A 26,729-nucleotide genomic window follows, 5' to 3' on the forward strand; every position below is an offset into this window, starting at 1 on the left:
CCGCTCAGCCCCGCCGGTCGCCGTCCTCGTCACGCAGGCCCGGGTTCCGCTCCCGCATCGTCTCCACGAACGCGTCGTACATCCGGTTCAGGGCGTCCCCGGGCAGCTCCATCCCGGCGTCCGTACCCGGATTCAGTCGCAGCCCGGCCCTCCAGTCGGGCCACGCCGCGACGGTCTCGATGAAGGTCGGCTCTACCCACTCGCGCTCGCCCAGCTCCGCCTCCATCCGGGCCGCCGAGGTGAACGCCAGGATCACCGGCTCGCCGTCCAACCGCTCGGTGCGCCACCACGGGAACTCCGGGTCGGTCACGTCCCGGGAGACCGCGGACGCCTCCACGAACGGCCGGTCGCTGCGCACCGCGGTCCAGTAGTCGGCCGGCGGCTGGTCGCCGGGCCCGCTACCCGCCGCCGTCCAGGAGCCGGCGCCGGCCGATCCGGTCCACTCGGATTCCGGCTCCGGCTCGGCCTCCAACTCCGCGTCGGCCTCGGTCGGCAGCGGCAGTACCAGCCTGGCGCCGAGCAGCGCACCCAGGTAGGCGTCCCGGTCGTCCGCGGCCACGGCGGCGCGCAGCGCGGCGTCCAGCGGCTGGCACTCCGGCTCCCACTCCCGCAGGTCGGCCACCGCCTCCGGGGTGAAGAACGCCTGGATCGGCAGCCCGGGGTCGACGGCCAGGCCGCACCCCAGCTCGGTAATCGCGCGGACCACGTCGAACACCGGGCTGCGCCGGACGACCATCGGCGGGCCGGGCGGCAGCGCCGCGATCGACGTGAACGCGAGCACGTACGTGGTGCCGCGCGCGACGCTGGTGGCCCAGTTGGCCGGTTCCCGGCCGGCCGCCGCGGCACCCGTCACGGGCAGGACCAGCGCGGTGCCGCCCAACGCGCGCAGGTATGCGGTCTGGTCCCGGTCGAGTGCCGCGGCCGCCATGGCGGTCTCCGCCTCGGTCGCCGGCTGCCAGTCGGCGCGCAGCACCGACGACGGGTTCACGTCCATGTGCCGTCTTCCCGGACCCGCTCCGGCATCCGGCCCCGTACCAGCGTGGAAAGCGCCTCCCCGAGGTCATCGCCCAGGTGCCAGTCAGCGGTGTGGTCGAGCAGGAACACCCGCTCCTGCTCGTCGATGGCCAGCACCCCGGTGCCGCCGCCCTCCTCGCCGAGAGGGGTCAGCCGCGCGCCGACCAGCGCACCCAGCTCGGCGAGCGCCGCCACGCTGTGCAGGCCGCGCATCGGGTCCAGCACGAAGCTCGACCGGGCCACCTGCTCACCCGCGCCGTCCTGGCCCACCGCGAGGCCACCGAACTCGGCGAAGGCGGGCAGCGCGGCATCGACCACGGTGTGCTGGCGCCCGTCCGGTGCGGCGTGCGCGGCGAGTGCCAGGGCCCATGCGCGGGCGCGGGCCGGCTCGCTCCGGCCGGGCGTCCAACCGGCCTCGGCCAGGACCTGAGCCACGTCGGGCGGGAACCGATCGGTCATGGCCGGCTCACTCCTCGACCACCTCCACGCCGAACCACTCCAGCATCGCCGCGCAGCTCCGGCACGGCGCCGCGGCCAGACCGTGCGCCGGGTCGCCGGCCTCGCGGATCCAGCACAGCGACAACTGCGCCCCCCACAGCTGCGCCCGTGCCGCGTTCGCGGTGAGCGTGCCGCCGGCCTCCGCCTGTGCCGCGTAGAGCACGTCGGAGACGAGTACCGCCTCCGCGCACCAGCCGGTGTAGCGCTCGCGCAGCTCGACGGGCAGCTCGTGCAGGAACCGGCGAACCACCGGATGCAGGTCGGGAGGAGTGTCGCCGCGCACCGAGGTGTGCTGGTACACGGCGCCGTTGACCAGCAACGCCCCCGCGGTCAGCGGCAGCTGCCGGGTGCCTCGTGTCTGACTCGTCGCCATGCCTCCACCACCGGTTCGGGCCTCGTGGTTGACACCCTATCCGGCGTACCCGCCGCGCGGGCCGCCCAGCGAGGCGGGAACATCCGACCGGAGCGCGGCCGGCGGGCGCAAGCACACCACGTCGCCCATCGTCTGGATCGCGGTCGGCTGCGATAATGCGGGGAGTCGACGCGACACCGCCCGACTCCGGCCCTCGACCCAGCCTGGAGCTATGAGCCGCACCCTTCTGGTCTCCCCCGCGCAGCGCGGTGCCTACGCCACCATCGGCGACGCCCTCGCCGCGGCCACCGACGACTCGGTGATCGCGGTCGCGCCCGGCACCTACCTCGAAGCCATCTACCTCACCAACAAACGGGTACGCCTGATCCCGGCCGAGTCCGGCGGCACGGTGACGCTGGACGCGACGCGGATGCCCCATCCGGCGGTCAGCTGCCGCGACGCGACCCTGACCATCGAGGGGTTCACGCTGCGCGCCGGCGACGCCCCGGTCGTCACCGCTCGGGGCACCGAGCTCGCCCTGTCCGGCTGTGACCTGGCGGCCCGGTTCGGCCCGGGCGTGGACGTCACCGGCGGCCGCGTCGACCTGCGCAGGTGCACGATCGCCGGGGCGCAGTACGGCATCGTCATCGAGGACGCGTCCGGCATCGTCGACGACTGCCACATCAGCGACGTGGCGGAAGACGGCATCATCCTGCGCATCGGCGCCGATCCGGTCGTCACGGCCAGCTCGGTCCGCGGCTGCGGGCGGCGCGGCGTCTACATCTACCAGTTCGGCCGCCCGACCCTGGAAGGGTGCGAGGTGACCCAGGCCGGCGACGTGGGCATCGCCGTCGCGCACCAGAGTTCGCCGACGATCCGGCGCTGCTGGGTTCACGACACCCAGGGCGTGGGCCTGTCGTTCGCGCGGGGCTGTGCCGGCTCGGTCGAGGAGTGCCGCGTGGAGAACACCGCCGACCCGGCGGTGGAGATCGCCGACGGCGCCACCACGACGGTGGTCGCCGCCGCACCCGACGCTCCCCCGCTCAAGATGGGCGATCCCGGCCCGAACGCCGGTGGTGACGCCGAAGCGGTCGAGGCGCTGCTGACCGAGCTGGACTCGATGGTCGGCCTGACCGGAGTCAAGGGCGAGGTACGCGCGCTCATCGACGAGATCCAGGTCAACGAGTGGCGGCGCAGCGCCGGCCTGTCGGTCGGCGGGATGAGCCATCACCTGATCTTCTCGGGCGCCCCGGGCACCGGTAAGACCACGGTCGCGCGGCTGTACGGCAAGCTGCTCGCCGCGCTCGGCGTGCTGCCGAAGGGCGCGTTCAAGGAGGTCGCCCGCAGGGACCTGGTCGGTCAATATCTGGGCCACACCGCCGAGAAGACGTCCGCGGCGTTCGAGGAAGCCCGCGGTGGCGTGCTGTTCATCGACGAGGCATACACGTTGTCGCGCTCGATGGGCTCCGGTGGCGACTTCGGCCAGGAGTCGATCGACACGCTGGTGAAGCTGATGGAAGACCATCGCCACGAGATCGCGGTGATCGCCGCCGGCTACACAGTCGAGATGGAGGAGTTCCTGTCTGCCAACCCCGGCCTCGCGTCGCGGTTCTCCAAGAGCATCGTCTTCGAGAACTACAGCCCCGAGGAGTTGCTCCGCATCGTGCAGCGGATGTGCGCGGCGGACGACTACGTGTTAGGTGCCCAGGTGGAGCACACCCTGCTGATACACTTCAGCACCATCGAGCGGGACGCGAACTTCGGCAACGCCCGGGAGGCGCGCAAGCTGTTCGAGGGTGTTCGCAAGGCACAGGCGCAGCGCCTGCGGGTTCTCGGGCGCCGGCCCAGCCTTGACGAGCTGCGGCTCATCGAAAAGTCTGACATCGACGCGATCACCGGAACCGGCTGACCACCACTGCCGGGCCCGGGGAGGTGGACCGCATGACCATGCAGGACGGACAGCCGGAGGTGTTCCGGCCGACCTGGTCGCAGACCTGGCAGCTCAACCTGCGTCCGTGGCTGCCGGTGAACATCGTGATCCTGTTGCTCACCTGGGTTATCGGATATGTCATCGGCGGGCCGGTGGCCTCGGTCGTCATTCCGGTGGTGCTGATCGCCGCGATCGTGGCGCTCAGCCGGTACGCGAGCCGGTCACAGGGCCTGCGGGTCTCCGGGCACGGGGTGGAGCTGCTCCGTCGCGACGGCGGCATCGTACGGATGCGTTGGCCGGACATCGAGCAGGTGGCCGTGGTGGCGCAGAGCGGCCGGAGCATCGTGGCGCCGTACGGTGTGGCACGCGCGGCGGCCGGCGCGTCGATGAGCGCGTACGTGGCGGCGAACACCGGGCCGGGTCTGCTCGGCCGTGGCGAGAGCCTCACCCGGGCGGAAGCGGACCAGCAGCGGAAGCAGGGACCGGAGTGGCTGCCGTACCGGCAGACACTGGACCAGTTCGGGCTGCGTCTGGTCGTCATCGACCGTGACTGGCAGACCGGCCGGATCGGCGAGTGGGTCCGCGCCTACCGGCCCGACCTGCTGCCACCGGTGCCGTCCCCGGCGAAGCAGAGCTGACGGGCGCTGGCCTTTGGCCACGCAGAGCTGACGAGCGCCGGCCTTCCGCCACGCAGAGCTGACGGGCGTTGGCCTCCCGCTGGCCCAAGACTGAGCGGCACTCAGGCCGCGCCGTCCTCCTCGGGTGCGTAGCCCTCGTCGGGCTCGACCCCGGGCAGCCCCACCGCCCGTCGCCGGTTGGTCAGCTCCCACGACCGGTACACCAGGCTGGCCGGAGCCGGAATCTCCTGAACGTCCCGCAGCGCGGTCACCACGGCGGCCGTCAGGCGCTCGTACTCCCCGGTCGTCGCCGGCCACGGCAGCCGGATGGTCCAGTTCGGGACCTCGTCCTCGCGGGTCGGCTCGCGCCAACCCACGGCGGCCAGCAGCCGCCGGTCCCGCATCGACAGCGACCCGATCGGGTCGTCGAAGGTCCCGCCGGGCGCCTCGGCCTGCAGTTCCCCCTTGTCCTGGAAGAACTGTGCGTAGTGCAGTGGATTGCCGCGCTCAATGATGATCAGAGTGGCTTCCATGGGCAGCCGTTTCAGCTCGTGACCGAGGGCCCGCGCGAAGCCGTCCCACCCGTCGGCCGCGCCGTCCGGCGCCGGTGTGCCCACCTCGGTCACGACCCGTACGCCGACGTCTCGTCGGCGAAGTCGAGGTCGCTGTTGCGGTCGAGCACCAGCGTCACCGTCGTCGGTTCCTTCTCCAGCGTCAGGGTGAGCACGTCCATGCGCCAGGCGGCCGTGGCGTCCAGGCCGCCCTCCACCTCCGTCGGCTGGCCGAACGACTCGGTCAACGCCCGGGTAGCCAGCGCGAAGGTGTCCTGCAGGAAGGGCTCCACCGCGGGAACGAACGGTTTGATGGTGTCGCACACCGCCGTCGAGACGGAGGCCACCTGGCTCGAATCGTGGTCATCCAGCCACAGCATGCCCGGGCTGTCGGTCAGACCGAACCCGGAGTCCGCCAACAGCAGGTTACGGATCCCGCTGGGCTCCTCGGCCGCCCGCCACCCGAGACGCGCCAGGATCTGCGCCGGCTCGGCCCGGCGCAGCATCGGTTCGACGTCGATCAATCGCTGGGCGAGCGAACGGACCTCGTCGGCGGACAGCATCCGCCATTCGCGTGCGGCCTCCCGCTGCACCGGCTGGCCCTCAGTCATGCGCTCACCCTATCCGAATTCGAGGCCCGAACCGGCGCCGTCCGTGCCGCCCGGCCGCGTCCGAAATCGAAGCCCGGCGCGGCGCCGTCCGCGCTGGAGCACGCGTCAGACCTCCGCGTACTCCGGGTCGAACACCTGCTCGTCCACACCGCTCGGCTGCCAGCGCAGCCACGCCCGGTCGTACCGCTCGGCGAGCTCCATCGCCCGGTACGGCTTGTCGACGCTGACCAGCGTGCCGTCGTAGTCGTACCCCGGCAGCGCGTTGAGCCGCAGGTTCCGGTCCGCCCGCAGGTACCGCAGTTCGGGCAGCGCGTCGCTGGCGGCCAGTTCCTCGATCCCGGCCAGGGTCACCCCGGTGTTGTCCAGGCTCAGCCAGCGCAGCCCGGTCAGGTACGGCGAGGCGAGAACCCGGTGCAGGCCGTCGTCGCCGATCGGGTTGCCCCAGAACGACAGCCCCCGCAGCCGGGCCAACTCCGGTAGCGCGGCCAGCTCGTCGATCCGCTCATCCGCCTCGCCGGTCAGGTACAGCATGCGCAGCGGCACGTGGGCCACGAAGAGCCCGGCGTCCTCGATGAACCAGCTCGCCTTCATGGCAACGGCCTCGACGAACCCGCGCCGGACGTGCCAGTCCTTCCCGATGGGGCCCCAGACCTCCGGCGGTACCACTTCGGTGTGGTACTGGCGCTCCAGCTGGTTCATTTCCCTCAGCCGCACCGGGCTCCACGCGACGCCCGCCTGCCGGTCCAGCGTGTACCGCACCTGCAGCCGGATCAGCCGCGCGTAGTCCGGATGTTCCGGCTCCACCGCGTCCGCGTAGGCCAGCCGGAGCCCGTCGTCGTCCGGCTCCGCCACGATGCGCGCGTACAGCTGCCCGAGGACATCCTCGGGAGCCACCGCGATCGGCGCGGTGACCGGTGGCAGCGCGTACTCGGCCCACCGCCGCTCGTCGTCGGCGATCACGAACGTCTCGGCCGGGAAATCGCGCCGTCCCAGCGCCGGCGACCAGGCCGCCAGCAGCAGGACGTCGTCCCGCAGCAGCGCCGGGTAGCCGAACTCCCGGCACACCTCGTCGAACAGCGCCGATACCTCGGCCAACCGATCGGACCTGTGGTAGGCGGGCACCGCGACCTGCAGCTCGGTGCCGTACCCCTGCGAGATGTTGACCCGCGACGGGTCCCACCGGCGATCACTGACGCGTACGGTGACTGTCTTCGACGGTTCGCCCGACATCGGCCGTTCCAGAAGATTGAGCCGTTTGACCGTGCGCCGCATGCGGAAGCCGAGCCGCGCCGCGAGCTGGGCCGCCACGGCGTAGGCGGGCGTGTCGGCGCGCAACTCGATCTGCAGCGAACTCATCACTGGCCTTCCGAGGACGGTGGGTGCAGCGAACCGCCGTCCACGATAAACCGCACCATGACACCGCGGCGGACTCCATCGGGGACCTGCCGCAGGGCGTCATCGGCCTGGGCGATGGTCAGCCCCGCGCTGCGGCCGTCCAGCACGATCTCTGAGAGATCGGCCGCGCGGGCCCGTTCAAGGGCGTTCTCCAACGAGGTCTTCAGCAGGCCGCGAGACGCCGATGGCAGCTCGCGGAGCAGAGCGACGGCACCCGGGCTGTCCGGCCCGTACCGCAGGAGGCCAACGTCCGACTCGCCGTTGATCTCCGGCAGTCCGCGCACCGCCACACCCGCGGCGGCCAGGTCGTCGGCGACGGTGCGTGACTGGTCGCCGAGGTGGCCCCGCGGATCGGCGACCGCGGGCGAGAAGTGCTCCACCGGCAGGTTCACATCGGCTATGCGGCCCGCCTGGTTGCGGATGCTCGGCGGGATGTCGCGGGAGTCGTGCGGGAGCACCGACGCCTGCTCCCCCACCAGCGCCGAGGCGGCCGCTCGCAGGTGCTCCGGCAGCCTCTCCGACAGTGCCGTGCCCGGTCGCCCGACGACCCCGGCCGAGCCGAGCAGCCGCAGCCCGCCGCCGGCGTCACGCAGGCCGTGGATCTCGCCGTTGACCCCGTACAGCGGCTGGAGCTCGTGCCTGGAGACCACGTCGGCGACACCGGTCGGGTACGAGCTCTCCTGACCGATGGAGATCACGATCCGGTCGTACACCTCGACGTCCCCGGTGTCGAAGCGGACCCGCAGCCTGCCCTCGGTCGTCTGGAGCACCTCGACCGGGCTGCGCAGCGACCGCCGGACCCGGCTCCACACCTCCTTCGAGTACGCGCCGTGCTCGTCGGTGTTGCGGCGGTTGTACCCGCCCGCCTTCCTGAACGCCCCGTCGACCTCGGCCCGGGTGTGCGTCCCGCCGCCGAGGGTGTCCAACGCGGTCCAGTCGACGTGATGTCCCGGCCTCGCCGCCGCCTGCTCCACGTCCCAGGCGCCGGACGCGCCCGCGCCATAGACCAGCACCCGGTCCTCGGGCCGGTAGTCGCCGGCCAGGTTGTGCCCACCGAACTGCACCTGGCGGGTACTCGCCGCCTGCCGCAGCTCGTCGTGCAGGCCGGGCGGCAGGTCGGCCGGGTCCACCGGGGTACGGTCGCCGGTGCGCACGATTTCCCCGGTGGTGGGGTGCACGGAGTACCCGGACGGATGGTCGACGAACCGGGGATCCCTGAACCCTTCCGGTCCGAAGCCGAGCCGGCGCAGCGCCGCCGGGTCCACCGACGACTGGTGGATCGGGCGCCCACCCGGGTCGTACAGGCGCTCGGTGTCCGGGTCCACCGAGAACCCGGTGGCCGGGTCCACCACCCGGGGATCGGTGAGCCGCCCGGAGTTGTCCGCCAGCAGCGGCCCGACCGGGTTCCCGCGGAACTCCAGCGGCTCGCCACCCCCGTCCAGGCCGAACCGGGTCTGCACCTCGCGCGGAAGGTCGCGCGGCGCCACCACGCCGCCGGACGGGTCGCGGTACGTCGGCGTCCCGCTCGCGTGGTCGACACTGAACCGGGTCGCCGGATCGACCAGCCGGCCGGCGGGCACCCGCTCTCCCATCCCGGGGATGCGGGCCGGCCCCGGTCCGCTCGCCACGTCCACCGCGCTCGCGTACATCGGCGGGCGCCCGTCGACCGTCACCCGGTACGTCGCGCCGTCCGGCCAACCGGGCGCGTGCTCCCCCGGCCGTACCTCGATGGAGGTCACCGATCCGTGATAGGTCGGCATGTCGCTCATCGCCCGGGCCGCGCCGACGGCGAGCCCGAAGTGGTCCGACCGGGTGAAGCGGGTGCCGTCCAGCGCGAACTGGCTCGGCTGCAGCGGCAGGCCGCGCAGTTCGAGTTCCAGGGGCAGCTGGCCGGTCTCCAGCTCGCCGCGGCCCAGCCAGGGCTCGCCGTGGTCGCCGATGCACATCACCGGCGGTACCCCGTCGCCGCGGTCGCCGGCCGCCCCGAGGTTCAGGTAGTCGGACGTGGCCGCCCAGCCGTCGCCGATGATGAGACGGTCGAAGACCGGCAGCATACCGCCGGTCAGCGCGGCGTCCACCCGCTCGCACAGCAGCCCGTCCGCCGTGTCGCGACGCGCGATGAGGTCCCGTACTCCGTCGGCCAGCCGCAGCCGGTCGGCGTGCCGCAGCGCACGGAGTTCGTCGGCCAGCGGCAGGCGCCCGTCGTCGCCCATCAGGCTCGCGGTGATCGTGCTGACTTCGCCGCTGTTCCGACCGAGGTACCGGCTCAGGGCCTTCTCCCGCGCCTCTCTCGCCGCGTCGCCCACCTTCGGCCGGTTCGACCCCAGCTTGTGTATGTCGCCGGGCGAGCCCCGGTCGTCCAGCCCGTACGCCACGGCCATCCCGGCCGCGTCCGCCCGCAACTGCTCCACCCGGGCCGTGTCGCCGGCGGCGTCGGCCGCCCGCAGGTCGAACACCAGCGTGCGCATGGCCGCAGCCCGCCCCCGGTCGAACGGGCCGAGGCCGTGGCGGCCCCGACCGGACGGGACGGCGCCCTCACCCAGGATCGATGTCACGTCGGAGCGGGTACCGGCCATCCGGTCGCCGGCAACCGAGTCGACCTCGGCCAGCGACGCCGCGACGGCCCGCCGCACGTGCTCCGCTGACGCGTTCTCGGACAGGTACACGACGGCGTGATCGGACTGGTAGCGCACGGACGCGGTCGGCGCGTACCGCTGCCCCTCCGCGGTGACCGTGTCGTGCTCGCCCACCGGAGCGGTCTCGAACCGAACCTCGTACGCGTGATCGCCGGAAAACTGGAGCCGGACGTGCCCGGTCGTCGGGTCGACCACGGCACCGTGCGGCAACAACTCCGGCGTCGCCAGGGTGTCGGCCAGTGCCGCGTGGGTACGGGCGGGGTCGGCGTCGGCCAGGTACGCGCCGCCCAGCTCATGCCCGAGCGCGGCGTGCCGCAGGTCGGGCGCATCGGCGTGCGACCCACCCGCACCCGGCGGTCCGCCACCGTCGTCCCGGTGCGGCGGTCCGCCGTTGCCCCCGCCCGGCCCGTCGTCCGCGGGCGGCCCGCTGCCCTCGCCCGGCCCGTCGTCGCCCGGACCGTCGTGCTCGACCGGCCCGTCGTGCTCGCCCGGACCGTCGTGCGGCAGCGGGCCGGCGTGCGGGCCGAGCCCGTCGGTCTCGACCGGTCGTGCGCCGCCGATCGACGGGGGTGGCGCCTCGTCCGGCCGTCCCGACAGGTCGAGGCGCGACGGGTCCAGCACGTTCGGCGGCTCACGGAACCGGAACTGCCGCACCTCGGTCGTCGGCCCGTCGGGAACCTCGACCAGGGGCCTTCCGTCCGGGCCCAGCTCCGGAAGGCGCGGCAACACGTCCTGCGAGACCTTGTAGTACTCCACCCGGACCGTACCGTCGCGGATCGCGTCGGCCAGGCCGGGATTGTCCCGGAAGAGCTGGCGGAGCGTGGCGTCGTGTTCGAGGAAGTGCGCCAGGTACGGGGCGCTGCCCTGCTGTACCCGGCCGTACCCCTCGATGACCCGGGTGCCGAGTTCGCCCGCGCCGCCCTTCGCCTCGACGATGACCAGCCGGCTGTGGCCCGGATCGTTCGGGTCCCACTTGAGCCCGATCAGGTCCAGCTCACCGCTGCGCGGTTCGGCCCGCGGATCGCCGTACACCTCGATCGGGATGCCGTCGCCGTCCTTGCCCAGCGTGGAGAGGACGTAGTCCCGGCCGCCGTGCATGCCGATCTCGTTGACCGCCTGGGTACGGTCCGCGTGTGCGTCGCTGAGCCGGGTCGAGGTATCCCTGAGCCGGTCGATCAGCCCGGTGTCCACTCCGGCGTTGAACAGCTTCCGTTGTGTACGGGACAGGTTCTTCCTGTTGAACTCGCTGGGCTTGACCGGCTTCACTCGCTCGTAGCCGGCGGCGTCGTTGATTTCCGCGATCCGCCGGTTCGCCTCGTCGACGAGCCGGTGTTGCTCGGGCTCCAGGGCGAGGATGCGTTCGTGGGCGGCGTGCCAGGCCCGTGACGCCTCCCGGATCGCGCCGGTCGTATCGCCTGCCGGTGACCTCGGGTCATTCGACAGGTCATGCGGAGCGGGCGGCCCCTGGTCAGCCTTGACCTTGAGGTCGATCATCTCCCCGGCACGCGGGTCGGGCGCCCATTCCTGGCTGCGGTAGAACCGCGGCTTCCCCGACGCGGTCCGGTACGTGTTCTTCGCGTCCCCGGGGAAGTGGAACCTTCCCTCGGAGTCCTTCGACAGCGGGTCGCTGAACCGCGCGAGCTTGACCGAGGTCGTCTCCAGATCGTCCTCGGTCCACTTCTCCGGGGATTCGACCTCGCGCTCCCGCGCGCCAACCTCGGGCAGCGACGAGTGCTCACCCGGCGGAAGGATCTCGTGCCGAGCGGGCGGAAGGTGATCGCTCCCGCCGGGCGGAAGGTCGTCGCGTCCGCCGGGCGGAAGGTCGTCGCGCCCGGACGGTGTCGGGTCGTCGCGTCCGGGTGGCAGGGTCTCGTGCTCGTCTCGCGGCGCGAACGTCCGCTCAGGCCGGGCCCGCTCGTCGACGGGCGTCCGCTCGTCGCGCGCCAACGGCTCATCCGCCGGCCGCCGCTCATCGAACCCCGGCGCCCGCTCGTCGCGCACCAGCGACTCATCCGCCGGCCGCCGCTCATCGAACACCGGCGCCCGCTCATCACGCGCCAGCGACTCATCCGCCGGCCGCCGCTCATCGAACACCGGCGTCCGCTGGTCCGGGATCGCCTGCTCGTCCCGGATCGGCGCGGGTTCGTCCGCCCGTACCGAGTCATCCAGCGGACCTCGCTGTTCCGGCGTGCCGTGCTCGTCCGCGGCGAGGTGCTCGATCGATGACGCCTCGCGCTGGCTGGGGATCAGCGGCTCCTCCGGACCGCGCCCCTCGGTGCGCGGATCCGGCGCCCCGGCCCGCTCGTCGTCGCTCCGGGGGGTGCCGGAGCGATCCTCTGTCCGCACGTCCTCGGGACGGCCGCCGGACGGTCGCCCGTCCTCGGGGCCCCGGTCGTCGTGCGGCCCGCCCCCGGGGCCCCGGTCGCCCGGTCGCCCGTCTTCGGGCCGGCCGCCCTCGACCCCGTCGGTCCGTTCGTGGGACGCCGGCGGTTCCGCGTGATCGCCGTACCGCTCGCCGCCGCCGTACGGGTCGCCGCCGTGCTCGCCACCGCGGTAGGGATCGCCGCCCCGATAGGGGTCGCCACCGCGATACGGATCACCGCCGCCGTAAGGGTCGCCGCCTCCGTCGTAATCACCGCCGTCGTAGTCACCGCCGTCGTGCTCGGTGAACGAGGGCTCCTCCGGGCGGGTGCCCGACTCGTCGTGGGTGAGCGTGAACTCCAACGACGCGCTCGGATCCAGCGAGGTGTGCGTCGGCGCCAGCGCTTCCGGCTGGGCACCGGGGGTGAACGGTTCCCCATTGGCGTCCAGCACGATCGACCACACGCCGGAGATGTTCGTGTCGTGCATCGGCCCGGCATCGGACACCGCGCTGACCTGCGCGTCGACCCAGACGACCGTACCATCGACGTTGACCGCGTTGAACGCGTGACCGGTGTCCTTGGACGTCCACTCGACCACGACCACAGCCGACGAACCCGGTCCCGCGTCGCGCAGGCGGGCGGCCACCTCGTTCAGCGCCGTCGGGTCCGTACCCAGGTGGTCCCAGCTCGACCGCGTCCAGTCCACGATCCGGACGGGGCCGCCCGTCTCGCCCGCCAGGCTCGGATCGAGCATCGACGCGGCCACCGTCGGGTCGCCGTACCAGGTGGCCAGGAACGACATCGACACATCCACGCAGTTGTTCGCGCGCCCGAACACCCGCGAGCCACCGTCGTTGACCCGCCCGGCCCAGTCGCCCCGGCGCGGATCCGGGTGCACCAGCGGCTCGCCGTCCCGCCCGCGCGGTACCAGCGCCTCCAGGATCTCCTGGTGATGTTCCTCCGGCGGGGACAGGTCGCTGCCATACGGCCGGGTGTCCTCCAGCGGTACGCCGTCCCCGACCGCTCCGAGGTCGCGGGGCGGAGCGGGGGTCTGCGAATCGTGCCCGTGCGGGGCGGAGGGGTGATCAGGCGGCGAGCCCGGTGGTGGCGGGTCGCCCGGGCCGCCGGGCCCGTGCGGATCCTGACCCGGCGGCGGCTCGAACCCGTCCCGCGGGTCCACCGCCTGGACGTGGAAGTCGTCCATGAACGGTTCACAGGTGTTGCAGGGCGGTTCGTAGTCGCCGTGCGACTGCTTCGTCGAGTCGCCAACCCAGTGAGTCGACATCAGGCTGCCGTCGAGATGGTCCCGGGCGTAGTTGGCGAAGTCGCCCGGGCTCCCCTCCGCCTCCCACTGCGCCTGGAGGTCCCACAGACGGTCCGAGATCAGGGCCACCTCGGCGCACTTGCCGTGGTTGGCGCCGACGTGCTTGTTCGGGTCCGCTTCCGCATCGGCGGCGATCCGGTCGAGGACGCGCTGCGCCTCGGGATGAATCCGCGGTTCGACCTTGGGGCTGCCGTCGCCGGGGGAGATCGTCCGCATGCTGGAGTGGCTACGGACGTTGGTCGTCCCGTGCTCGTCCGAGAGCATCGCGCCGGACATACGTACCTTGTTCTTGGTACCCAGCCCCTCGCTGCTCATCTTGTCGCGCACCGAGTCCGCGAACTTGCGGGACGCGTCGGTGACCGCCCGCTTCGCCTCGGTGCCCTGCGGGTCGCCCTCGAACTGCTTGACCGGCCCCTCGTAGCTCCGGGTGTCGTGTGCCGTCTTGGTGGTGGACTGCTGCGCCGGGTACTCGTTGTCGGGGTGCTCGCCCGGCGGAGGCGGCCGGTCGTTGCCACCGCCGCCACCACCGTCGCCGGAGCCACCGCCGGAGCCGCCGTCTTTCGCGGTCGGCTGGTCGGACGGCGACGTGGTCTGCTCGGTGCGATCGGTGGTCACCGTCGTCTCGTCGTGCCCGCCGCCGAGCCGGGCGGGTGGACCACTGTGCTCACCGGAGCCGGACCCGGCGAGCGCGAGTTCACCGGACCGTTGCTCGATCAGCGGCAGGGCGGCGGCCACCGGTCCGGCGGCCGCGGCCTTCTTGTCATCGGTCCGGGTGGAGTCCGGCCTGTTCTGGTCCGGTCTGCTGGAGTCCGGCCTGGCGGCGTCGGGCCTCGTTGAGTCGGGCCTGCTGGAGTCGGGCCTGCTGGAGTCGGGTCTGGTGGCGTCCGGTGCGCGCCGGTCGCTCCTGGGCGCGTCGGTGGGCCGGGAGCCGGTCGCGGACCGGTCGGCCGGCGCGGTCGTGGACTTCGTCGGATCGGTCCGCGAGGGGTCGGCCCGGGTCTGGTCGGCCCTGGTCTGGTCGGCCGGCCGGTCGGTCGCCTCGACGCGGGGCCGGGCCGGATCGCTGGCACGGTCGGTCGGGGCGACCGCGCGCTCGTTGCCGGTCGCGGGCTCCCTGCCCGCGGGTGCCGTCTCTCTGCCGGCCGGTGCCGCCTCCCGGGTCGGGTCGACCGGTGCGGTCGCGTTCTCGACCGGTACCGCCTCGGTGTCCGACGGTGCTGTGGCCCGGTCCTCGGTCGGCACGGCGGCCCGGTCCTCGGTCGTGGCCGTCGGCTCGGCCGACCGGTCGACCGTGGTCGGCGCCCGGTCTCCCGGCGCGGCGGCGTCGGTCGTCGCCGGCCGGTCGGTGCCCGTCGAGGTCACCGGCTCGGTCGTGGTGGACCGGTCCGTGGTCGAGCCGCCGTCGGCCGATCGGGTGTCGGACGCCGCGGCCTGCTGGTCGGCGGGCGCGGTCACCGAACCGCCGGACGGCTCGCTCGTGTCCGGCGCGAGTGACCGGCCGTCGCCCGGCGCGGAGTCCCTGCCGGACCCGGCGCCCTCGCCCGACCCGGTCGAGGCCGTGCCGTCCGTGCCCGACCTGCCGGCGGTATCGGTGCCCGACGTGCCGTTGCCCGACGTGCCCGTGCCCGACGTGTCCCTGCCCGACGTGTCCCTGCCCGCGGTATCCGTGCCCGCGGTGTCCCTGCCAGTCGCGCCCGTGCCGGACGTGTCCGTGCCCGCGGTGTCCCGGCCCGCGGTGTCCGTGCCCGACGTGCCCGTCGACTCGGTGCCTGTCGACTCAGTGCTCGTGGTGTCGGTGCTCGTCCCGGTGCCGGTGCGATCGGTGCCGGTGCTCTCGGTGCCCGTCGTTCCGGTGCCTGTGCTCTCGGTGCCTGTGCTCTCGGTGCCCGTCGTTCCGGTGCCCGTGCCCTCGGTGCCCGTCGTCCCGGTGCCGGGCGCCGTGTCGGTGCCCTGCTGGCCGGTCGACGTCTCGGTCGCGTCGCCGGACGGAGCGGTCGTCACGTCCGGCGAGCCGGTCGACGTGCCGTCCGACGTGCCGTCCGGAGCGACATCGGGTGCCACGTCGGGTGCCGACGTCGAGCTGTCGGTCGTGGTCGGCGCCGCCGTGCGGGTGTCGCGAGGGTTGATCCTGTTCCTCACCGACTCCGGGAGCTTGGCCTGGCCGATGACGCCCATCCCGCCGCCCATCAGGGCCGCGTCGAGGAACGTGCTGAGCGAGATGTCCTTGGTCAGGTTGTCCCAGTTCCAGTTCCCCGTGGTCAGACCCTGGGTGAGCATCATCGAGGCGGGCATCGCGATGGTGTTGTTCACCGTGTGGATCAGGGCGTTGGTCGCCACCTTCTTCCAGCCGGAAGGAATCTTGAGGTGGATCAGGCCCGCGGGGAACGTGAGCACGCCGGTGATGGCGGCGGAGATGAGGCTGTGCTTCAGCGACTCGGTGTCGAGGGACTTGCGGGTACCCTCGCTGATCTGGATCTCCTGCGCGAGGAAGTCGGCGCCCACCTGCAGCACGACCTGCTGGACCTCGTGCATGATGAACTTCGCGAGGATCTTGCGCAGCAGGCTCTTGCCGATCCACTTCATCAGCTGCTGGAAGATCTGACCGGCCACGGTACGGGCGGCAGCCACCTCACCGGCGGCCACGGCCTCCGAGCCGCCACCGGTGAAGATGGCGAGCACCTGGCAGATGATCAGGGTGATGACGGTGACGAGCAGGGTGATGGTGAGAACCAGCTTGGCGTACTCGATCTGCATCGCCGCGTCGTCGCTGGCGTCGGCGAAGTTCTGAGCGGCGTCGATGATCTGCGGCAGGCCGTTGCTCGGCCCGACCGCGATCGCGCTCCAGAAGCTGTCGAACGCCTCGCCCGCGTCACCGCCCCAGGCGGTCAACACCTGCATGGCGGCGTTGTCGGCGCTGGCCAGACTCTTGTTCAGCTCGCTGGCCAGGTCGCGCCAGGCGTCGCTCAGCTCACGCAGCACATCCTCATCGCCGTCCGGCCAGGCGGAGCCGCCGCCGATGATGCAGACCGCGTCGAAGAGCCAGTCGAACGGGTGGAGAGTCGGTCGATCAATAGCCACGTCGACCCGCTCCCCGTCTCAACCGACCGTCGCGGGCGATCTCAGTGCTTGCCGAACCACTGCGCGGTCAGATCGTCGAGGTCTTCCGTGCCCTTCACGCCCTCGGTGATCTGCGGGCCCAGCTTCGACACCGCGACGACCAGGGTCTCTCCGACGTCGAGGATGTTGTGGGCCGGCGACTTGTCGCCGTCCTGCAGGTAGTTCTTGTTGAACTGCTTGCCGACCTCGTCGTCGCCCCACGGGCGCTTGGCGTTCAGATCGTCGATGCGCTTGCGCAGGCTGCGCCACTTGGTCAGCATCTGGTCGCCGACACCGGTCAGCTGGCCCGCTCCGGTCAGGGCCGCCGTCGGATCGACCGCGGTCGCCTTCTCGCCTGTCATGGCCGCTCCAGGTTGAGGAATTCGAGCTCGGAGTCCAGCCGGCGGCGCATGCCGTCGACGTCGAACTGGAGATGCGCCTGCAACTCCTCCTCGGGAATGTAGGGCTTGCACGCCTCCGACACCTGGGCCATCACGTCGGCCGTCGCGCGTTTGATGGTCTCCGTGATGGTCTCGGCGAGCTGCTTGGAGTCGGGACGCCGGTAGATGCGGGGATCGAGGTCGAGCCGGATGAGCTGGCCGCGCGGCCCGACGGTGGCCTTGACGTAGCCGTCGTCGGACTTGGCGGTCGCGGTGATCTGGCGGAGTTTCTGCTGGAGTTCGCCCATGCCGGTGCGCAGGCGGTTGAACTCGCCCATCAGCTCTTCCGCGCGCGCTCTCAACTGACGGTTGTCTTCGCGGTAATCCACGCCGCCTCCCCCGCAGCATCCCTCCGCTTCGGAGGATACTGAAACACTGCTACCCATCACCAGACCATTCGCACCGTCAGAAAGGCGCGCGGAGTGCATCGTGGAGAACCTCGCCGGCTCAGGCGGGTGGCACCGGTGGCGGCCCTCATGGTGGGGCTGGCGGCTGGTCTCGCGATATCGGCTCCGGCAGTGGCCACGCCGGCCGGTGCCTGCACGAACGCGGCCGACCCCGGCACGATGATCCGGCAGACGCCATGGGCGCAGCAGCTTCTCGCCATCGACCGGCTGCGGCCACTGTCGACCGGCGCCGGGATCACGGTCGCGGTCATCGACTCGGGTGTGGACGCGCAGCACCCGCAGTTGGCCGGCCGCGTGCTGCCCGGCTACGACTACCTGCGCAACACTCCCGGCGGAAACTTCGACTGCGTGTCCCACGGCACGGCGGTCGCCAGCCTGATCGCCGCCCAACACGTGGACGGCATCGGGTTCGAGGGGCTCGCGCCCGGCGTCACCATCCTGCCGTTGCGGGTCAGCGACCACGAGGACAACGACAACAATCCCAAGGACGCGGTCAGCCCGCAGGTCTTCGCGGACGCCATCCGGTACGCGGCCGACAGCGGCGCGAGAATCATCAACATCTCGCTCACCCTGGACGCGGACTTCCCGGCCGTCGCGCAGGCGGTGCGGTACGCGCAGGAGGTCAAGGGCTGCGTCGTGGTGGCGTCGGTGGGCAACCACCACACGGTCACCACCGGCGCCACGCCATCCGTGCCAGGGGTCAGCCCGTCGGCGGTCAGCGACCCGCCGTCCTACCCGGCCGCGTACCCGAACGTGCTCGGCGTGGGCGCGATCGACGAGGGCGGCAAACGGCTGGACGAGTCGCAGGTCGGACCGTATGTCGACCTGGTGGCACCGGGGGGCAACGTCCTCGCCGCGACCCGCGTGAGCGGGTACGGGTACTGGAACGGCACGAGCATGGCCGCGCCACTGGTCAGCGCTGCCGCCGCCCTGCTGTGGTCGACGCACCCGGCGATGAGCAACATCAACGTGATGTGGCAGCTGACGCACACCGCCGATCCGATGCCCGGCTCGAACCACGGGTCGGAGTACGGGTACGGGCTGGTCGACCCGTACCGCGCGCTGAGCGAGCAGTTGCCGGTGGCGGGATCGCAGTCCCCCGCCCCGATACCCGCCGCCACGGTCGACCCCGCCGCAGTGGCGCGTACCGCCGACTGGCACCACCACGGTCAGGTGGCGCTGATCGTCGGTGGGCTCGCCGTACTGGTGGCGGCCGGCGGCGCCGGGTTCGCGGTGGCCGTGCGACGGGGGCGGCTGCGCGACTGGCGACCGGGCAACGCGGCACCGCCGAGGATTCCACCGACGGTCGAGGAGCCCGAGACGGTGTTCTTCGCGCTTCCGGATCGCGACCTGGGCTGACGTTCAGCTGAAGTCCGGTCGCGATCCGGAAGCAGTTCCGACTGGTCTGGCTCGGCGCGTCTGGCGCCGCGCCACGACCCAGACCAGTCGCGATCACGAGGGCGTGCCTCGGGCGGAGCGAGGGTCAGTCCGGCCGCCCCAGCGCGGGACCGGGGTCGGCGCGGCGCGGCGTGTGCGGCGCGTCGATGACCGTGGGCGCGGCCTGTTCGACCTCCCACAGCCTGTCCTCCCCGCCGGGCTCGGGGACGAAGTCGTACCCGTCCTGGCGTTCGTCGTCCCCGGACCGCCGCGCCTTGGTCGGCTGGGCGTTCCTGCCGCCGAGCGCCGGGCCGTGGCCGGCCTCCTCCGGCTCCGCGGGGACCGCACCGTGCCGGGCCGCCGACCGGCCTTCCAGGTCGGGCCGGCCGGCTCCGTGCTCGCGGAAGGCTTCCTGCTCCTCCTCCGGCCCGCCCGGCCGGCGCCGGCCAGACAGCCGCTCGGACTCCTCGCCCGCCCGCGTCCGCATGCCCGGACCGCGCCCCGGCGGCTCCTCCTCGGAACCCGCACCGGGCCGTTGCCCGGAGGTGCCGTCCCGACGGCCGGCCAGCCGCGGCGACATCGGTCCGCGCGCGTTCGGGTGCTCGACCTCTTCGCGCAGGTCCGAGCCCTCGGCCTGCAGCCCGGCCCGGTCCTTGGCGCCGCGCAGGTTCGGCCGGCCGCGACCCGGCGCGGGTGGCCGCGCCTGCCCGGGCTTGCGCTGCCCGGACAGGTTGGGCCGGCCGGGCATGGACGGTCGGGTCCCCGCCGGCTCCGAGCCGCTGCCCGCCCCCGGCTCGCCGGCACCCGGCGGGCGCCCGCCGACGTTCGGCATGCCGGGCGGGACCGGCATCGCCGGCACGTTCGGTGGAGGCGGCGCGGACACCGTCGGCATGTTCGACACGTTGGGCATGTCCACCTGCGGCATCGCGGACATCTGCCCGGCCAGGGTCAGCGAGTGCGGGTCGCCGGTGGGCAGGTTGGCGGTCGGCAGGTCCGCGGTGGGCAGGTCGGGAGTGGGCTGCCCGGTGATGTGCATCAGGTTGGGGTCGGGCAGCTTCTGCTTGGGCAGGTTGGGCTTCGGGAAGCTCGGCATCGGCAGGCCGCCGGGAGGCAGCTTGCCGTGCGGGGCCGCTGGCGGAGTCGGGAACACCGCGTCGGTCGGACCCTTGTATTTGCCGCCCCGGCTCAGGTGGTGGAAGAAGACTTCCATGTACGTGTCGGCGAGGTCCTTCACGAACGGCTTGATCTGCTTCGTGTAGTCCTGGCGGAGGCGCTTCTTGCGGTCGTCCTCGCTCTCCGTGCTGAAAAATCCCTCTTTGGCGGCGCTGCCGGCGACGGATCCCGGATTGTTGATCGCCTTGACGTAGGTGAGGTAGATCGGCTTGGCCTTCTCCTGGTTCTTCTTGATGCTCCCGGCGACGACGTCCAGGCCCGACGCGTTGGTGTGCGCGATCGTCTTCCACTCGTCCAGCGAGTAGAGCGACTTGCCGATCTCCCTCAGGAAGACCTTGGACGCGTCCGAGTTCCACTTCTTGTCCAGCGCGTCGGCGAAGCGGCGCAGGTGGATCGAGGTGTTGTCGAGCAGGGTGTAGATCCGTCGCCACATGTCGGCGGTCGCGGTCACCCGCTCGTCGGACTCGTTCTTGATCCACTCCCACATGTAGTCGATGTTGGCGCGGTTGAAGTCGTCCCACTGGGTCGGCTCGTACGTCGCCTCGTGCAGTTGCTCGTCGGGCGTGATGTAGTCGTCGTACCGGGCGATGTCCGAGGGCATCGCCACCGGCGTGAAGTCGAAGTACTTCTTGTCGTCGTCGGACATCGCTGCCTCCCCGTTATCGTCCGCTCGCGCCGGCCCAACCGGTCACGGCTTGATCGGATCCGCCGGCGTGTCCGCCATGTGGTCGCTGTCGCCCGGGATCGTGTATTCGCCAGCCTGACCCTTGGCGATGACCTGCGGATCGTCCGCGTTGAAGCTCGGCACCTTCGCGTTCGGGTCGATCTTCGGGATGTTCGGGTCCTCGCTCGGAGTCTTCCCGTCCGACTGGTCGCCGTCGTTGGCCTTGTCGTCCTGGGCGGCCTTCTGCCGCAGCGTCATCGTGCCGGGCGGTGGGTAGAACGCGTTCATCACGTCGTCGACCTCGGCCGAGCCGAGGTTGTCGCCGCCGAGGTACTCGAAGTAGATCGACGTGGCCGCCGCGCTCAGCGCCTGCAGCCCCATCGCCACGTCGCCGAGCATGCGGCCGATCGACAGCTCGCTGTTGCGGTGCATCTGGTTGAAGAACTGGCCCTCTTTCAAGCCACCGCCACCGAACGGCGCGGCGACGTGCAACATCGGCTCGACGCCCTGCTTGAGGTTGACCTGGAAGTCGTTCTTCAGCTCGTCATCGAGCAGCTTGGCGAAATCCTGCAGACCGCTGATGTCGACTTTGATCGGCGCCTGATCGACCGGATGCCAGTTGTCGGTGGGCTTGCCCATGTCGCCTCCCCCGGGGCGCGGCGGATACGTGATCGACTTCGCTCAATCGTACCGGCCACCTGCAAGGACATTGAAGGGTTGCGGTCCGATTGTGCACGAAACGGCGGCCGTCACTCCGGCGGCGGGAGCCATCCGAGCTGTACCAGCTGGCTGCCGCCGCGCCTGGTGACCAGCCATCCGCGCCCGGGCGGCTGCGCCGACGGGCGTACGTTGCCGAGCAACGTGCCCTCCTCGCGGTCACCGGAGAGCAGGATGCCGGGTGAGCCGAGTTCCCGCAGCCGCATGAGCACCGACTCGTACAGCGCCCGGCTGGCACCGCCGCTGCGACGCGTGACGACCAGGTGCAGGCCCACGTCTCTGGCCTGGCTGAGGAACTCCAGCAGCGGCGTGATCGGGTTGACGTTGCCACCGGCCACCAGGTCGTAGTCGTCGACCAGGATGTACAGCTCCGGCCCCTTCCACCAGCTGCGTTTGCGCAGCTGGTCGGCGGTCACGTCGGGGCCGGGCAGGCGGGAGCGCAGCACGTCGCAGACCTCGTTGATGATCTTCACGGTGCCTTCGGCGGTGCTCCCGGTGCCGATCAGGTGCGTGCTGTCGATCGCGCCAAGCAGGCTGCGGCGGTAATCGACGACGATGACCCGTGCCTCGGTCAGCTCGTACTTGTCCACGATGGACTGACCCAGTGCGCGCAGGAAGGCGCTCTTGCCCGACGACGAGTCACCGAACAGGATGAAGTGCGACTCGGTGTCGAAGTCGATCCACACCGGGCGCAGGTCGGCCTCGGCGATGCCGATCGGCAGGCCGGGGTGGTCGCGATCGGTGACCGGCAGGCTCTCGTACGGCAGAACCGCGGGCAGCAGCCGCACCGGCGGCGCACCGGCGTACTGCCAGCCGTTGCGCACCTCCTGCACCAGCTTGTCCACGCCCTCGGAAAGGTCGTCGACCTCCTGCCGGGAGTCGATCCGCGGCAGCGCCGACAGGAACTGCAGGCCACCGGTGACGATGCCGCGACCGGGGGCACGGTCCGGCACGTTCATCGCCGAGCGCCGGTCGATCATCGAGTCGCCCGGGTCGCCGAGACGCAGCTCCAACCGGTTGCCGAAGACGTCGCGCACGGCGGGCCGCAGGTCACCCCACCGGCTCGCCGTGGCGACCACGTGGATGCCGTAGGTCAGGCCGCGGTTGGCCAGGTCGTTGATGCTGGCCTCGAGGTCGTCGAAGTCGTTGCGGATGGTGGACCAGCCGTCGATCACGAGGAACGCGTCGCCGAACGGGTCGTCGGCGAACTGGCCGGCCCGGCGCGCCCGGCGGTAGTCGGCCATCGACGCGATGCCGTGCTCGGCGAAGTGCCGCTCCCGTTCGGCCAGCAGTACCGTCATCTCGGCCACCGTGCGGCGGACCTCTCCGGTGTCCAATCGGGCGGCCACCCCGCCCACGTGCGGCAGGTCGCGCAGCGAGGCCAGCGCGCCGCCGCCGAAGTCCAGGCAGTAGAACTGTGCCTCGCGCGGGGTGTGGGTCAGCGCGAGACTCAGGATCAGCGTGCGCATCAGGGTGCTCTTGCCACTCTGTGGGCCACCCACCACGAGCACGTGCCCGGCCGAGCCGGCCAGCTCCCACCACAGCGGGTCGCGGCGCTGGTCCAGCGGCCGGTCCACGATGCCGACGACCGCCATCAGGCCGCCCTGCAACTGCGGCACCTGCACGTTCAGCCCGCGATCCGGGTCGGCGGTGCACGGCGGCAGCAGCGCGTCCAGGGTCGGCGGCTCGGCGAGCGGCGGCAGCCAGACCTGGTGCGCCGGCGTCCCCTGCCCCCGCATCCGCTCGACGAGCAGGTCCAACACGCTCTCGCCGACCGCTTCCTGCTGCTCCTCCTCGGCCTCCGCCGGCTCCTCGGTGACCGGCGGTGCGACGTACCCGCTGATGTAGTCGCGGACGGCCGGTCCACCGGTCGCTGCGAGCAGCGCGGGCGCGTCCCGCCGGTACACGCCGGAGACGTACGCAGCCCGGAACCGGCGCAGCGGCTCGGTGCCGAAACGCAGGTACCCGTGCCCGGGCGAGCGGGGCAGCTCGAACGCGGCGGTGTCGCCGAGCACGATCCGGCTCTCCACCGCGGAGAAGGTGCGCAGGCCGACCCGGTACGACAGGTGGGTGTCCAACCCGCGCAGCCTGCCCTCCTCCAGCCGCTGGCTGGCCAGCAGCAGGTGCACGCCCAACGACCGGCCGACGCGACCGATCTGCACGAACATGTCGATGAAGTCGGGCTTGGCGGTGAGCAGCTCGCTGAACTCGTCGCAGATGATGAGCAGGCTGGGCAGCGGAGCCAGCTGCGCTCCGGCCGCCCGGGCCTTCTCGTACTCGCGCTGGCTGTCGTACTGACCGGCCTTGCGCAGCAACTCCTGCCGGCGCAGCAGCTCGCCGTTGATGGCGTCGGTCATCCGGTCGACCAGCGGCAGCTCGTCGGACAGGTTGGTGATGACGGCGCTGGTGTGCGGCAGGGCGTCCAGCTTGGTGAACGTGGCGCCGCCCTTGAAGTCGACGAGCACGAAGTTGAGGCTCTCCGGGCTGTGCGTCACCGCCAGCGCGAGCACCAGCGTGCGCAGCAGCTCGGACTTGCCGGAGCCGGTCGCGCCGATGAGCAGGCCGTGCGGGCCCATCCCGTCCAGCGCCGACTCCTTGAGGTCCAGCTCCACCGCGCTGCCGTCCGGCGACCAGCCGATCGGGACCCGCAGTCGGTCGCGCTGGGGCCGGGGCACCCAGTGGTCCACGGCGCGGTACTCGGACAGCTCTCCGACCTCCAGCAGGTCGGGCAGGTTGATCTCGCCGCCGATCGACCGCTCGGTGCGTGACGCCGCGGACAGCCGCAACGGCGACAGCTGCAGCGCGAGCCCCTCGGTCTCGACCTGCCCCAGCCCGTCGGCCGCGCCCACCTCGGCGCGCCCCTCGAACGTGGTGCTGGCCAGCCCGCCGGCGTCGTCGATGTCCAGCACCAGCGCGGTCTGGTCGAGGATGCGCGGCGGGGTGCCGGTGAGGTCGAGAACGGTCACGCCCTCGACGCCGCCGTCGGTCCTCAGGTGGTCGGAGCCGAGCACGTCGCCGCCGTCGAGCACGACGATGAGGTGCGGCCCGCCGACCCTGTTCTCGTTGCCGGACGGGTTGAACCGTGGGCGGTTGGCCAGCACGTCGTCGAGGATGGCCTCCAGGCCCGGCACGTTGGGCGCGATCAGCCGGAGCTGGCCCAGCGCGTCGGTGCGGCTCGGGTGCAGGCCGTGCGGCAGCCACTTCAGCCACTCCCAGTGACCGGCGTTGGCCGGCGAGGCGCACACCGCGACCAGCATGTCGTCGGGCGCGTGGAACGCCGCCGCCTGCGCGATCACGGCCCGGACCAGGGCGCGGGTGCTGGCCTGCTCGCCGCGCAGGTAGATCCGGGCGAAGCCGTCCAGCGCCATGACCATCGGCAGGCCGTCGATGTTCGCGTAGGTCGTCATGAACTTCCGCAGCGCGACCGCGCACATCGGGTCGAGGTCTTCCAGCGGCTTACTCTGCGGCGGTACCAGCGGGGTGGCCAGTTCCTGGGTGCCGATCGCGATCCGTACCATGCCGAAGTCGCGGTCGCCGGGCCGCCGTTCCCACAGCCGCTGGCTGCCCGGAATCGTCCACAGAGACTCGGGATCCGGGTAGCGGTAGAGCTGTGCCGCCCGCTGCTTCTCGCCGTTGCGGCGCACCTGCCGGCGGCGCTGGCTCAGGTGGCGCATGTAGTTGCGGCGGGCCAGCAGCATCTCCTGCTTGCCCGGACCGCTGTGCTGGCCGAGCTGGGAGGCGAGCATGCCCACCGCGGACAGGCCGAACATGCCGCCGGTCAGGTACGCGAGCGACCCGCCACGCTGGCCGGCGAACATCAGCGCCATCGAGCCCGACCCGGCGAGCATGGGCACCATCATCATGAGCTGCGCCCAGCCCCGGCCGGTCGGCGCCGGAACCTCCGGCGGCGGATCGAGCAGGATCTCACCCGACGGGTACTCCGGCTCCGGCCGGCGTGCCGGCCGGCGGTGCACGATGGTGCTCACCCCTGCGTCACCTCCGTGAGGTGCGGTGGCCGATGCCCGGTCGCGACAGTGCGGTGCTGTGCCGACATCGGTCCCGCGTACCAGGGCACATGGTAGTCGCGCGGCTGCTACGTTGGGCACGCGCGACGGTTCGACCGTCGTGGCTGTCCCGACCACACCGATCCACGGAGTCGAATGGTGAGGCACAGCGATGGCTGACAGCCCAGGCGCCGGACTGGCCAAGGTGGTGATAGCGGCCCCGAAGCGCCGGCTTGACCTGGCACTGCCCGAACAGATCCCGCTCGCGATGCTGCTGCCCAGCGTCCTGCCCCGGGCCGACGAGGCGCTGGCCGACAGCGGCCTGGAACACGGTGGTTGGACACTGCGGCGCACCGACGGGTCCACTCTGGACCTCGGCCGGACCCTGGCCGCGCAGAACGTGCGCGACGGCGAGATCCTGCACCTGACTCCCCGCTACCGGGAGTGGCCGGAGCTGGAGTACGACGACGTCGCCGAAGCCATCGCGGCCGGCGCGCGCCGATACGGGCTGGCCTGGAGCAGTGCCGCCACCCGGGTGACCGGCCTGGTCGCGGGGGTGTGCGTGCTGCTCGGCACGCTCGGCATGCTGCTGACCTCGGGACCAGGCTGGGTGGTGCCGTCGACCGTGGCGCTGGCCGTCGCGGTCTGCCTGCTGATCGCCGCGATCGTGGTGTCCCGGACGCTGCCCGACGCGATGGCCGGAGCGACGGTGGGCGCGACCAGTCTGGTGTACGCGTTCGCCGGCGGCCTCACGGTGCTGGGCGGGCACGACTCCCTCGGCCGGCTCGGCGCGCCGCACCTGCTGCTCGGCTCGGCCGTCCTGCTCGTCTTCGGCCTGCTCGGCTACCTCGGCGTGGCGGCGATGGTGCGGTTGTTCGTCGCCGGCGCCGCCGCCGGCCTGCTCGGCATCCTGGCCGGACTGGTCGGCCTCACCGGGCTGGGAGCGCCGGCCACCGCCGCCGCGACGGTCGCCGCTCTGGCCCTGCTCGCACCGGCGTTGCCGCTGCTGTCGATCCGCCTGGGCAAGGTGCCGCTGCCCGCCCTGCCACGGACCGCGGACGACCTGCTCCAGCAGGATCCGACTCCACCGGCCGTGTCGACGTACGCCACGGTGGCCCGCGCCGACGAGATCCTCACCGGCTGCATGCTCGCGTTCACCGCGGTCAACGTGGTCTCCCTGTGGCTGATCAGCCGCGCCTCCGGGGTGGCCGCGCCGCTGCTGATCGCCGTGGTGTCGCTGGTCTGCCTGCTGCGCGCCCGGATCTTCGGTACCGTGCGGCACCGCCTGCCGTGGCTGGTGACCGGCCTGCTGGGGCTGGCCACTCTGCTGCCGGCACTGGGTCGGGAGGCACTCGGCATCCGGATGGGCGCGGGCGTGCTGCTGGTTCTCGCGGCCGGCGCGACGATCGCGGCCGGGTTGCGGTACAGCCGGCGAGGGCCGTCAGTGTACGTCGGCCGGCTCGCCGACATCGCGGACATCGTGCTGGTCCTCGCGACCATCCCGATCGCCTGCGGGGTACTCGGGGTCTACGGGTACGTGCGCGGCCTGGGCGGCTGAAC

At 72.1% G+C, this 26,729-nt stretch carries 16 protein-coding genes; 4 read left to right on the plus strand and 12 right to left on the minus strand.

Features of this window, described 5'->3' with window-relative positions; all coding sequences use genetic code 11:
- Positions 1-4 precede the first annotated feature (4 nt).
- The 3 genes from Raf01_RS11240 to Raf01_RS11250 are packed head-to-tail and all read right to left on the minus strand — an operon-like array spanning position 5 to position 1,885.
- A complete protein-coding gene (locus Raf01_RS11240; protein ID WP_203917738.1) occupies positions 5-994 on the minus strand; it encodes an SseB family protein in 990 nt (329 codons plus the stop codon).
- Positions 985-1,473 carry an SUKH-3 domain-containing protein gene (locus Raf01_RS11245; protein ID WP_203917739.1) on the minus strand — a complete coding sequence of 163 codons (489 nt, stop codon included), beginning with the start codon at positions 1,471-1,473 and terminating at the stop codon, positions 985-987. Before Raf01_RS11245 ends, Raf01_RS11240 begins: the two co-directional genes overlap by 10 nt.
- 7 nt (positions 1,474-1,480) lie before the next feature.
- The gene (locus Raf01_RS11250; protein WP_203917740.1) at positions 1,481-1,885 is read right to left on the minus strand and encodes a YwqJ-related putative deaminase; all 405 of its coding nucleotides are present in this window, start codon (positions 1,883-1,885) and stop codon (positions 1,481-1,483) included.
- 211 nt (positions 1,886-2,096) lie between these two features.
- On the opposite strand from Raf01_RS11250, the gene Raf01_RS11255 reads away from it, so the two are divergent.
- Both Raf01_RS11255 and Raf01_RS11260 read left to right on the plus strand, forming a co-directional pair.
- On the plus strand, positions 2,097-3,773 hold the full coding sequence (locus Raf01_RS11255; protein ID WP_203917741.1) for a right-handed parallel beta-helix repeat-containing protein: 1,677 nt from the start codon (positions 2,097-2,099) through the stop codon (positions 3,771-3,773).
- 32 nt (positions 3,774-3,805) lie between these two features.
- On the plus strand, positions 3,806-4,432 hold the full coding sequence (locus Raf01_RS11260) for a hypothetical protein (RefSeq protein ID WP_203917742.1): 627 nt from the start codon (positions 3,806-3,808) through the stop codon (positions 4,430-4,432).
- A 101-nt stretch (positions 4,433-4,533) separates the two neighbouring features.
- Here Raf01_RS11260 and Raf01_RS11265 read toward each other — a convergent pair whose 3' ends face one another.
- The 6 genes from Raf01_RS11265 to Raf01_RS11290 form a co-directional block, all read right to left on the minus strand.
- Positions 4,534-5,037 (minus strand): TY-Chap domain-containing protein, encoded by a 504-nt coding sequence (locus Raf01_RS11265; RefSeq protein WP_203917743.1) that lies wholly within the window; start codon positions 5,035-5,037, stop codon positions 4,534-4,536.
- Positions 5,034-5,573, minus strand: a complete 540-nt coding sequence (locus Raf01_RS11270; protein WP_203917744.1) for a DUF6301 family protein — start codon at positions 5,571-5,573, stop codon at positions 5,034-5,036. The genes Raf01_RS11265 and Raf01_RS11270 overlap by 4 nt, the downstream gene beginning before the upstream one ends.
- A 105-nt stretch (positions 5,574-5,678) precedes the next feature.
- Positions 5,679-6,929 (minus strand): TIGR02996 domain-containing protein, encoded by a 1,251-nt coding sequence (locus Raf01_RS11275; protein WP_203917745.1) that lies wholly within the window; start codon positions 6,927-6,929, stop codon positions 5,679-5,681.
- Entirely contained in the window at positions 6,929-16,369 is a 9,441-nt protein-coding gene (locus tag Raf01_RS11280) for a WXG100-like domain-containing protein (RefSeq protein ID WP_203917746.1), read from the minus strand. The genes Raf01_RS11275 and Raf01_RS11280 overlap by 1 nt, the downstream gene beginning before the upstream one ends.
- Positions 16,370-16,410: 41 nt before the next feature.
- A complete protein-coding gene (locus Raf01_RS11285) occupies positions 16,411-16,749 on the minus strand; it encodes a hypothetical protein (protein ID WP_203917747.1) in 339 nt (112 codons plus the stop codon).
- Positions 16,746-17,156: a YbaB/EbfC family nucleoid-associated protein gene (locus Raf01_RS11290; protein ID WP_239133524.1), complete on the minus strand. Its 411-nt coding sequence runs from the start codon at positions 17,154-17,156 to the stop codon at positions 16,746-16,748. The genes Raf01_RS11285 and Raf01_RS11290 overlap by 4 nt, the downstream gene beginning before the upstream one ends.
- Positions 17,157-17,291: 135 nt before the next feature.
- Between Raf01_RS11290 and mycP the strand changes: the two genes are divergently transcribed.
- On the plus strand, positions 17,292-18,593 hold the full coding sequence (gene mycP / locus Raf01_RS11295; RefSeq protein WP_275412977.1) for a type VII secretion-associated serine protease mycosin: 1,302 nt from the start codon (positions 17,292-17,294) through the stop codon (positions 18,591-18,593).
- 124 nt (positions 18,594-18,717) lie between these two features.
- On the opposite strand, the gene Raf01_RS11300 is transcribed toward mycP, so the two are convergent.
- The 3 genes from Raf01_RS11300 to eccCa all read right to left on the minus strand — a co-directional run bounded on the left by Raf01_RS11300 (position 18,718) and on the right by eccCa (position 25,151).
- Positions 18,718-20,430, minus strand: coding sequence for a YML083C domain-containing protein (locus Raf01_RS11300; RefSeq protein ID WP_203917748.1), 1,713 nt, complete (start codon positions 20,428-20,430; stop codon positions 18,718-18,720).
- A gap of 42 nt (positions 20,431-20,472) precedes the next feature.
- Positions 20,473-21,087, minus strand: a complete 615-nt coding sequence (locus Raf01_RS11305; RefSeq protein ID WP_203917749.1) for a hypothetical protein — start codon at positions 21,085-21,087, stop codon at positions 20,473-20,475.
- A 110-nt stretch (positions 21,088-21,197) separates the two neighbouring features.
- Positions 21,198-25,151, minus strand: a complete 3,954-nt coding sequence (eccCa, locus tag Raf01_RS11310; RefSeq protein WP_203917750.1) for a type VII secretion protein EccCa — start codon at positions 25,149-25,151, stop codon at positions 21,198-21,200.
- Positions 25,152-25,341: 190 nt separating this feature from the next.
- Here eccCa and eccD point away from each other — a divergent pair, with 190 nt between their 5' ends.
- Positions 25,342-26,727 (plus strand): type VII secretion integral membrane protein EccD, encoded by a 1,386-nt coding sequence (eccD, locus tag Raf01_RS11315; RefSeq protein WP_203917751.1) that lies wholly within the window; start codon positions 25,342-25,344, stop codon positions 26,725-26,727.
- Positions 26,728-26,729 lie beyond the last annotated feature (2 nt).

This window comes from Rugosimonospora africana, assembly GCF_016862975.1.
Taxonomy (GTDB): domain Bacteria; phylum Actinomycetota; class Actinomycetes; order Mycobacteriales; family Micromonosporaceae; genus Rugosimonospora; species Rugosimonospora africana.

What these genes read in the sequence shown, in the direction of transcription:
- Raf01_RS11255 (WP_203917741.1), top strand. Translation starts at nt 2,097, where the DNA reads ATGAGCCGCACCCTTCTGGTCTCCCCCGCGCAGCGCGGTGCCTACGCC.
- Raf01_RS11240 (WP_203917738.1), bottom strand. Translation starts at nt 994, where the DNA reads ATGGACGTGAACCCGTCGTCGGTGCTGCGCGCCGACTGGCAGCCGGCG.
- eccD (WP_203917751.1), top strand. Translation starts at nt 25,342, where the DNA reads ATGGCTGACAGCCCAGGCGCCGGACTGGCCAAGGTGGTGATAGCGGCC.
- Raf01_RS11250 (WP_203917740.1), bottom strand. Translation starts at nt 1,885, where the DNA reads ATGGCGACGAGTCAGACACGAGGCACCCGGCAGCTGCCGCTGACCGCG.
- Raf01_RS11285 (WP_203917747.1), bottom strand. Translation starts at nt 16,749, where the DNA reads ATGACAGGCGAGAAGGCGACCGCGGTCGATCCGACGGCGGCCCTGACC.
- Raf01_RS11300 (WP_203917748.1), bottom strand. Translation starts at nt 20,430, where the DNA reads ATGTCCGACGACGACAAGAAGTACTTCGACTTCACGCCGGTGGCGATG.
- Raf01_RS11260 (WP_203917742.1), top strand. Translation starts at nt 3,806, where the DNA reads ATGACCATGCAGGACGGACAGCCGGAGGTGTTCCGGCCGACCTGGTCG.
- Raf01_RS11275 (WP_203917745.1), bottom strand. Translation starts at nt 6,929, where the DNA reads ATGAGTTCGCTGCAGATCGAGTTGCGCGCCGACACGCCCGCCTACGCC.
- Raf01_RS11305 (WP_203917749.1), bottom strand. Translation starts at nt 21,087, where the DNA reads ATGGGCAAGCCCACCGACAACTGGCATCCGGTCGATCAGGCGCCGATC.
- Raf01_RS11270 (WP_203917744.1), bottom strand. Translation starts at nt 5,573, where the DNA reads ATGACTGAGGGCCAGCCGGTGCAGCGGGAGGCCGCACGCGAATGGCGG.
- Raf01_RS11245 (WP_203917739.1), bottom strand. Translation starts at nt 1,473, where the DNA reads ATGACCGATCGGTTCCCGCCCGACGTGGCTCAGGTCCTGGCCGAGGCC.